Annotated in this window: 2 tRNA genes and 6 rRNA genes (2 of these 8 running past the window's edge); all 8 read right to left on the bottom strand. The window is 39.5% G+C overall.

What is annotated here, in order from left to right:
* A 16S ribosomal RNA gene (locus H0I26_RS09355) occupies positions 1 to 77 on the bottom strand; it reaches 1,441 nt to the left of the window's first position.
* A gap of 1,865 nt (positions 78 to 1,942) precedes the next feature.
* Positions 1,943 to 2,050, bottom strand: a 5S ribosomal RNA gene (rrf, locus tag H0I26_RS09350).
* Between the two features lie 102 nt (positions 2,051 to 2,152).
* Positions 2,153 to 4,995 (bottom strand): 23S ribosomal RNA (locus tag H0I26_RS09345).
* Positions 4,996 to 5,143: 148 nt separating this feature from the next.
* Positions 5,144 to 5,217, bottom strand: a tRNA-Ala gene (locus tag H0I26_RS09340).
* A gap of 81 nt (positions 5,218 to 5,298) precedes the next feature.
* A tRNA-Ile gene (locus H0I26_RS09335) sits at positions 5,299 to 5,373 on the bottom strand.
* An 81-nt stretch (positions 5,374 to 5,454) separates the two neighbouring features.
* Positions 5,455 to 6,984 (bottom strand): 16S ribosomal RNA (locus H0I26_RS09330).
* 1,862 nt (positions 6,985 to 8,846) lie between these two features.
* Positions 8,847 to 8,954 (bottom strand): 5S ribosomal RNA (gene rrf / locus H0I26_RS09325).
* A 101-nt stretch (positions 8,955 to 9,055) separates the two neighbouring features.
* Positions 9,056 to 10,000, bottom strand: a 23S ribosomal RNA gene (locus tag H0I26_RS09320) (it continues 1,876 nt past the right edge of the window).
* Together the 16S, 23S and 5S rRNA genes with 2 tRNA genes alongside form the textbook arrangement of a ribosomal RNA operon.

Raw genomic sequence — 10,000 nt, 5'->3', positions numbered from 1 at the left:
CAATGTTACCCCTCGACTTGCATGTGTTAAGCCTGCCGCTAGCGTTCATCCTGAGCCAGGATCAAACTCTTCATCGTTAAATTTTAAAGTCTTTCGACTAATATGCTTAACAATTAAAGAAATATCTAGTACTCTAAAATGGCTTATTCTCTTGTTTGAACTTAATCGTTTCCAATTAAATTCGTACGCTGTCAATTCAATATGTTTATGAACTTTTTTCTCTGTCTCTTAAGATGTTATTTCCTTAAGCGGGTGCAAATATAATTCGCTTTTTTAAATCCCACAAGCTTTATTTGAAAAGATTTGACTCTTTTCTATTCCACTGTCATAATAACTCTCTGAACGTTTCCCTAACAACTAAATAACCTGTTATAGTTACGTCGTTTTCGGGGTGCAAATATACAAGCCTTTTTGGTTCCCACAACCCTTTTGGTAATCTTTTTTTAATTTAAACGTAACATCTATCTTTAAGCCTTTATGCTTAGCAGGTTACAGTAAGTATAAAAACTTTAAATAAGTTATAGTAGTATGAAAACAAACCCTATTTAGTGTCCTACTGCAAAATCCTCTTTATAATATAACTCCTGGAACAGTGAATTACGTCCCTATTAATCTTGAATACTGTTATATTTAATGAGCTTTTTTTCGAAATAATATTATTCCTGTAAGACTATTATACTAAAAAAGATCTAGCAGCTTAAGTAAAACTCCCGTATTACAATATTCTCATTAGGGATTAGTTGTTTTTAATAGCCTTATTAATTTATTCTGGTATCTAAGAGTAACAACTTTTACCACAAAACATAATCCAAGTAGACTAGATCCTGAAAAAAAATAATTAGAAAATATCTAATAATCTTGATACATGTGCAGATCCATACAATCACCAAAGACAATAATCGTTTTACACTCTCAAACTATAGTCAAAATATACCAATACGTATTATGTATTAGATTTTAGATTTTGTTTTTGTGTTTTGTGTTTTGTGTTTTGTGTTTTGTGTTTTGTGTTTTGTGTTTATACAATAAAATTTATAGAAATTAATTTACATTTCACCTACGAACGAATCCTAATGTCTTAATAGAATAGATAACAAATAGCTCTGAATTTAGATTTTAGATTTTAGAGGTTTATACCTCCAGTGTCTTTGTCCTAAAATATCATTTCAATATAAACACGAATATAACAAGGTCTAATCTTTGGGTAATTCCACACGAAAAACTAAAACTATATTAAAATTATTACTAGTCTTAATATTCTTTACTATATAATGGAATCTACTACAATACGAATAACTATCAATTATAAAAAACACATAGTACTTATAGTCTAATATAATTTAAAGATCTAGTTTGAAGGGGTTCTAATTTGAATATAAGATTCTAGACAATTTATAATGTACTTAATAATGAATGAAAACAGTATCGTCTACAAATAAACAGTATTGAGTGTAGTCTGATTAAACAGCATTTATTAAGAAACATCTACCAAATGGTACATACTTTAATAATAAAAGATCAGATTTATAGTTTTTAAAATTTGAATATTAGATATCACTTTTGGTAAATTTAATATAATGTATAACCTACTTTAAGGTAATAGATCATAATTATAGGTTTTCAAATTTGAACATAACATTCTAACGTATTGAATTAACCCTTTTCTCTAATATCTTCTGAGCTTTACTTTCTACTTAGTGCCTACTTTAAGGAAAAAGATGATGTGTGAATTACTTTCTTATATCCCTTTTTAACTTACCCTTTTCTCTACTAACTTTTGCTTTCTAGTTATTTGCTTTTTATTAATAGCTTTTAAGTTATGGTCTATATCATCTAGTTCCTTTTGCCTTATGTCTATTTACTTACAGCCTTTTTACCTAGTAATTTATTTCATATTCGGACACAAAAAAACCCTTCATAAATAAATATGAAGGGTTCTCTAAAAAGGCAACGACCTACTCTCCCACAAATGCAGTACCATCGGCGCAAATGGGCTTAACTTCTCTGTTCGGAATGGTAAGAGGTGAGCCCCATCGCTATAATCACCTTAAATCTTTCGGTGTATGTAGTATTAACTACTTAACCGTATAAAATAACATATTAAAAAAATGATTCATGAAAATCTGTATTGAACTTTATAAAAAAACAGGCGTACAATAAGCCTATGGGTTATTAGTATCACTCGGCTATGACATTACTGCCTTTACACCTATGACCTATCAACGTAGTCATCTCCTACGACCCTTTAAAGAAATCTCATCTTGTGGTGGGTTTCGCGCTTATATGCTTTCAGCGCTTATCCCTTCCCAACGTAGCTACTCTGCAATGCTCCTGGCGGAACAACAGATACACCAGAGGTTAGTCCAACTCGGTCCTCTCGTACTAGAGTCAGATCCACTCAAATTTCTAACGCCCACTGTAGATAGAGACCGAACTGTCTCACGACGTTCTGAACCCAGCTCGCGTGCCACTTTAATGGGCGAACAGCCCAACCCTTGGGACCTTCTCCAGCCCCCAGGATGTGACGAGCCGACATCGAGGTGCCAAACCCCCCCGTCGATATGAGCTCTTGGGGGAGATCAGCCTGTTATCCCCGGCGTACCTTTTATCCTTTGAGCGATGGCCCTTCCATACGGAACCACCGGATCACTATGCTCTTGTTTCCAACCTGATCGACTTGTAGGTCTCTCAGTCAAGCACCCTTATGCCATTGCACTCTACGCACGGTTACCAAGCGTGCTGAGGGTACCTTTAGAAGCCTCCGTTACTCTTTTTGGAGGCGACCACCCCAGTCAAACTACCCACCAAGCACTGTCCCTTCATTGAAGGTTAGACTCTAGACAAGCAAAGGGTGGTATTTCAACAATGACTCCACAACGCCTAGCGACGCCACTTCAAAGTCTCCCACCTATCCTACACATTACTTATCCAAAACCAATACTAAGCTATAGTAAAGGTGCACGGGGTCTTTTCGTCCCACAGCGGGTAATCGGCATCTTCACCGATACTACAATTTCACCGAGCTCATGGCTGAGACAGTGTCCAGATCGTTGCCCACCCATTCGTGCAGGTCGGAACTTACCCGACAAGGAATTTCGCTACCTTAGGACCGTTATAGTTACGGCCGCCGTTTACTGGGGCTTCATTTGAGATCTTCGCCGAAGCTAAACCCTCCACTTAACCTTCCAGCACCGGGCAGGTGTCAGGCCATATACCGTCATCTTTCAATTTAGCATAGCCCTGTGTTTTTGATAAACAGTCGCCTGGACCTTTTCACTGCGGCCACCCCGAAGGGTGGCGACTCTTTCTCCCGAAGTTACAGGTCTATTTTGCCTAGTTCCTTAGCCATGAATCCTCTACGAGCCTCCTTAGAATTCTCATCCCAAACTACCTGTGTCGGTTTAGGGTACGGGCTGCTTCTCTCGCTTTTCTTGGAAGTCGATTTGCTAGATTATCACCGCGACCGTAGTCTTAGTGTACTATCGGGGGGTTACCCCTCCCTTCAACGCACAATTCCGTCTGTGCGCACTAACTTTCGCCTCCGTCACTTTTAATGAGAGCAGGCTACAGGAATATTAACCTGTTGTCCATCCACTACCCCTTTCGGGTTCGCGTTAGGTCCCGACTAACCCTCAGCTGCATTAGCATAGCTGAGGAAACCTTAGTCTTTCGGAGTGCGGGTTTCTCGCCCGCATTATCGTTACTTATGCCTACATTTTCTTTTGTAGCTACTCCAGCATTCCTCACAGAACACCTTCAACGCCACTACAATGCTCCCCTACCACTTTTACAAGTCCATAGCTTCGGTAATATGTTTATGCCCGATTATTATCCATGCCGAACCGCTCGACTAGTGAGCTGTTACGCACTCTTTAAATGAATGGCTGCTTCCAAGCCAACATCCTAGCTGTCTAAGCAGTTCAACCTCGTTTTTTCAACTTAACATATATTTTGGGACCTTAGCTGATGGTCTGGGTTCTTTCCCTTTCGGACATGGACCTTAGCACCCATGCCCTCACTGCTGATTAACATTTTATAGCATTCGCGAGTTTGTCAGGAATTGGTAGGCGGTGAAGCCCCCGCATCCAATCAGTAGCTCTACCTCTATAAAACTATAAATCAACGCTGCACCTAAATTGCATTTCGGGGAGTACGAGCTATTTCCGAGTTTGATTGGCCTTTCACCCCTACCCACAGGTCATCCGAAGACTTTTCAACGTCAACCGCGTTCGGTCCTCCACTATATGTTACTATAGCTTCAACCTGCCCATGGGTAGATCACACGGTTTCGCGTCTACCACTACTAACTAAAACGCCCTATTCAGACTCGCTTTCGCTACGGATCCGTGACTTAATCACTTAACCTTGCTAGCAACGGTAACTCGTAGGCTCATTATGCAAAAGGCACGCCGTCACCCCAAAGGGCTCCGACCGCTTGTAAGCGTATGGTTTCAGGATTCTATTTCACTCCCTTATTCAGGGTTCTTTTCACCTTTCCCTCACGGTACTAGTTCACTATCGGTCTCTATCAGGAGTATTTAGCCTTATCGGATGGTCTCCGACTGATTCATACAGGATTACTCGTGTCCCGCCACTACTCAGGATACTGCTATCTTACTGTTCTTTACTTATACGGACTATCACCCTCTTTGGTTAGTCTTTCCAAACTATTCTAATTCATTACAGCTCAAATATTGCAGTCCTACAACCCCACAAATGCCGTAACATTTATGGTTTGGGCTAATCCGCGTTCGCTCGCCACTACTAACGGAATCACTATTGTTTTCTTCTCCTCCGGGTACTTAGATGTTTCAGTTCTCCGGGTTTGCTCACCTTGCGGTGTGTAACATGTCTTCAACATGCTGGGTTGCCCCATTCGGATATCTGCGGATCAAATTGTATGTGCCAATCCTCGCCAGCTTTTCGCAGCTTATCACGTCCTTCATCGCCTCTGAGAGCCTAGGCATTCCCCATACGCTCTTATTTAGCTTATTGTACTATTTGCTTTTTAATGAGTTCTACTAAAAATATTAATAAATTAATATCCTTAATATTATATATAATTATGAAATAAATTCATATTATTTTTTCATGTATCTTTTTTCAATATGTCAATGAACGTTTTCAGTATTTAAACTGATCGTGGAGAATATCGGAGTCGAACCGATGACCTCCTGCGTGCAAGGCAGGCGCTCTAGCCAGCTGAGCTAATCCCCCATATAGGAATCCGAATTGCTATTCAGAATTACTTATTTAGAATTGACAACTTCTAGAATTTCCTTTAATTATAGTAGTTAGTAGTCTCAGGCAGACTCGAACTGCCGACCTCATACATTATCAGTGTAGCGCTCTAACCAGCTGAGCTATGAGACTCTACTATAATAGATTTTAAATTAACAGCAGGAGAATAAACTATCTTAATTACTTTAATACTCTTTAATCGTCTTTCTCTAGAAAGGAGGTGTTCCAGCCGCACCTTCCGGTACGGCTACCTTGTTACGACTTAGCCCTAGTTACCGATTTTACCCTAGGCCGCTCCTTACGGCGACGGACTTCAGGCACTCCCAGCTTCCATGGCTTGACGGGCGGTGTGTACAAGGCCCGGGAACGTATTCACCGCATCATGGCTGATATGCGATTACTAGCGATTCCCAGCTTCACGGAGTCGAGTTGCAGACTCCGATCCGAACTGTGATAGGGTTTATAGATTCGCTCCTGGTTCGCCCAAGTGGCTGCTCTCTGTCCCTACCATTGTAGCACGTGTGTAGCCCAGGACGTAAGGGCCGTGATGATTTGACGTCATCCCCACCTTCCTCACAGTTTGCACATGGCAGTCTTGTTAGAGTTCCCGACATGACTCGCTGGCAACTAACAACAGGGGTTGCGCTCGTTATAGGACTTAACCTGACACCTCACGGCACGAGCTGACGACAACCATGCAGCACCTTGTAAATTGTCTCGAAGAAAAAACTATCTCTAGTCCTGTCAATCTACATTTAAGCCCTGGTAAGGTTCCTCGCGTATCATCGAATTAAACCACATGCTCCACCGCTTGTGCGGGCCCCCGTCAATTCCTTTGAGTTTCATTCTTGCGAACGTACTCCCCAGGTGGGTCACTTATCACTTTCGCTTAGCCACTCAAACCGAAGTTCGAACAGCTAGTGACCATCGTTTACGGCGTGGACTACCAGGGTATCTAATCCTGTTCGCTCCCCACGCTTTCGTCCATCAGTGTCAGTATATTATTAGTAATCTGCCTTCGCAATTGGTATTCCTATGTAATATCTATGCATTTCACCGCTACACTACATATTCTAACTACTTCATAATAACTCAAGATAACCAGTATCAAAGGCAATTCTACAGTTGAGCTGCAGGATTTTCACCTCTGACTTAATTATCCACCTACGGACCCTTTAAACCCAATGATTCCGGATAACGCTTGGATCCTCCGTATTACCGCGGCTGCTGCACGGAGTTAGCCGATCCTTATTCTTACAGTACCGTCAAGATCTCACACGTGAGATGGTTTCTTCCTGTATAAAAGCAGTTTACAAACCCATAGGGCAGTCATCCTGCACGCGGCATGGCTGGATCAGAGTTGCCTCCATTGTCCAATATTCCTCACTGCTGCCTCCCGTAGGAGTCTGGTCCGTGTCTCAGTACCAGTGTGGGGGATCCCCCTCTCAGGGCCCCCTACCTATCGCTTGCCATGGTGTGCCGTTACCACACCCATCTAGCTAATAGGACGCCATAGTCATCTCTTACCGTAATCTTTAATATAAAACTGAATGCCAGTCTTATATACTATAAGGTCTTAATCCAAATTTCTCTGGGCTATCCCTTAGTAAGAGGTAGATTCTATACGCGTTACGCACCCGTTCGCCGGTCGTCATCTGTGCAAGCACAATGTTACCCCTCGACTTGCATGTGTTAAGCCTGCCGCTAGCGTTCATCCTGAGCCAGGATCAAACTCTTCATCGTTAAATTTTAAAGTCTTTCGACTAATATGCTTAACAATTAAAGAAATATCTAGTACTCTAAATGGCTTATTCTCTTGTTTGAACTTAATCGTTTCCAATTAAATTCGTACGCTGTCAATTCAATATGTTTATGAACTTTTTTCTCTGTCTCTTAAGATGTTATTTCCTTAAGCGGGTGCAAATATAATTCGCTTTTTTAAATCCCACAAGCTTTATTTGAAAAGATTTGACTCTTTTCTATTCCACTGTCATAATAACTCTCTGAACGTTTCCCTAACAACTAAATAACCTGTTATAGTTACGTCGTTTTCGGGGTGCAAATATACAAGCCTTTTTGGTTCCCACAACCCTTTTGGTAATCTTTTTTTAATTTAAACGTAACATCTATCTTTAAGCCTTTATGCTTAGCAGGTTACAGTAAGTATAAAAACTTTAAATAAGTTATAGTAGTATGAAAACAAACCCTATTTAGTGTCCTACTGCAAAATCCTCTTTATAATATAACTCCTGGAACAGTGAATTACGTCCCTATTAATCTTGAATACTGTTATATTTAATGAGCTTTTTTTCGAAATAATATTATTCCTGTAAGACTATTATACTAAAAAAGATCTAGCAGCTTAAGTAAAACTCCCGTATTACAATATTCTCATTAGGGATTAGTTGTTTTTAATAGCCTTATTAATTTATTCTGGTATCTAAGAGTAACAACTTTTACCACAAAACATAATCCAAGTAGACTAGATCCTGAAAAAAAATAATTAGAAAATATCTAATAATCTTGATACATGTGCAGATCCATACAATCACCAAAGACAATAATCGTTTTACACTCTCAAACTATAGTCAAAATATACCAATACGTATTATGTATTAGATTTTAGATTTTGTTTTTGTGTTTTGTGTTTTGTGTTTTGTGTTTTGTGTTTTGTGTTTTGTGTTTATACAATAAAATTTATAGAAATTAATTTACATTTCACCTACGAACGAATCCTAATGTCTTAATAGAATAGATAACAAATAGCTCTGAATTTAGATTTTAGATTTTAGAGGTTTATACCTCCAGTGTCTTTGTCCTAAAATATCATTTCAATATAAACACGAATATAACAAGGTCTAATCTTTGGGTAATTCCACACGAAAAACTAAAACTATATTAAAATTATTACTAGTCTTAATATTCTTTACTATATAATGGAATCTACTACAATACGAATAACTATCAATTATAAAAAACACATAGTACTTATAGTCTAATATAATTTAAAGATCTAGTTTGAAGGGGTTCTAATTTGAATATAAGATTCTAGACAATTTATAATGTACTTAATAATGAATGAAAACAGTATCGTCTACAAATAAACAGTATTGAGTGTAGTCTGATTAAACAGCATTTATTAAGAAACATCTACCAAATGGTACATACTTTAATAATAAAAGATCAGATTTATAGTTTTTAAAATTTGAATATTAGATATCACTTTTGGTAAATTTAATATAATGTATAACCTACTTTAAGGTAATAGATCATAATTATAGGTTTTCAAATTTGAACATAACATTCTAACGTATTGAATTAACCCTTTTCTCTAATATCTTCTGAGCTTTACTTTCTACTTAGTGCCTACTTTAAGGAAAAAGATGATGTGTGAATACTTTCTTATATCCCTTTTTAACTTACCCTTTTCTCTACTAACTTTTGCTTTCTAGTTATTTGCTTTTTATTAATAGCTTTTAAGTTATGGTCTATATCATCTAGTTCCTTTTGCCTTATGTCTATTTACTTCAGCCTTTTTACCTAGTAATTTATTTCATTTTGGGGCACAAAAAAACCCTTCATAAATAAATATGAAGGGTTCTCTAAAAAGGCAACGACCTACTCTCCCACAAATGCAGTACCATCGGCGCAAATGGGCTTAACTTCTCTGTTCGGAATGGTAAGAGGTGAGCCCCATCGCTATAATCACCTTAAATCTTTCGGTGTATGTAGTATTAACTACTTAACCGTATAAAATAACATATTAAAAAAATGATTCATGAAAATCTGTATTGAACTTTATAAAAAACAGGCGTACAATAAGCCTATGGGTTATTAGTATCACTCGGCTATGACATTACTGCCTTTACACCTATGACCTATCAACGTAGTCATCTCCTACGACCCTTTAAAGAAATCTCATCTTGTGGTGGGTTTCGCGCTTATATGCTTTCAGCGCTTATCCCTTCCCAACGTAGCTACTCTGCAATGCTCCTGGCGGAACAACAGATACACCAGAGGTTAGTCCAACTCGGTCCTCTCGTACTAGAGTCAGATCCACTCAAATTTCTAACGCCCACTGTAGATAGAGACCGAACTGTCTCACGACGTTCTGAACCCAGCTCGCGTGCCACTTTAATGGGCGAACAGCCCAACCCTTGGGACCTTCTCCAGCCCCAGGATGTGACGAGCCGACATCGAGGTGCCAAACCCCCCCGTCGATATGAGCTCTTGGGGGAGATCAGCCTGTTATCCCCGGCGTACCTTTTATCCTTTGAGCGATGGCCCTTCCATACGGAACCACCGGATCACTATGCTCTTGTTTCCAACCTGATCGACTTGTAGGTCTCTCAGTCAAGCACCCTTATGCCATTGCACTCTACGCACGGTTACCAAGCGTGCTGAGGGTACCTTTAGAAGCCTCCGTTACTCTTTTGGAGGCGACCACCCCAGTCAAACTACCCACCAAGCACTGTCCCTTCATTGAAGGTTAGACTCTAGACAAGCAAAGGGTGGTATTTCAACAATGACTCCACAACGCCTAGCGACGCCACTTCAAAGTCTCCCACCTATCCTACACATTACTTATCCAAAACCAATACTAAGCTATAGTAAAGGTGCACGGGGTCTTTTCGTCCCACAGCGGGTAATCGGCATCTTCACCGATACTACAATTTCACCGAGCTCATGGCTGAGACAGTGTCCAGATCGTTGCACCATTCGTGCAGGTCGGAACTTACCCGACAAGGAATTTCGCTAC

It is taken from the genome of Olleya sp. HaHaR_3_96, assembly GCF_019278545.1.
In the GTDB taxonomy this organism is placed as follows: domain Bacteria; phylum Bacteroidota; class Bacteroidia; order Flavobacteriales; family Flavobacteriaceae; genus Olleya.
The sequence above is the reverse complement of the archived record's forward strand: the minus strand, read 5'-3'. Positions and strand labels throughout refer to the sequence as shown.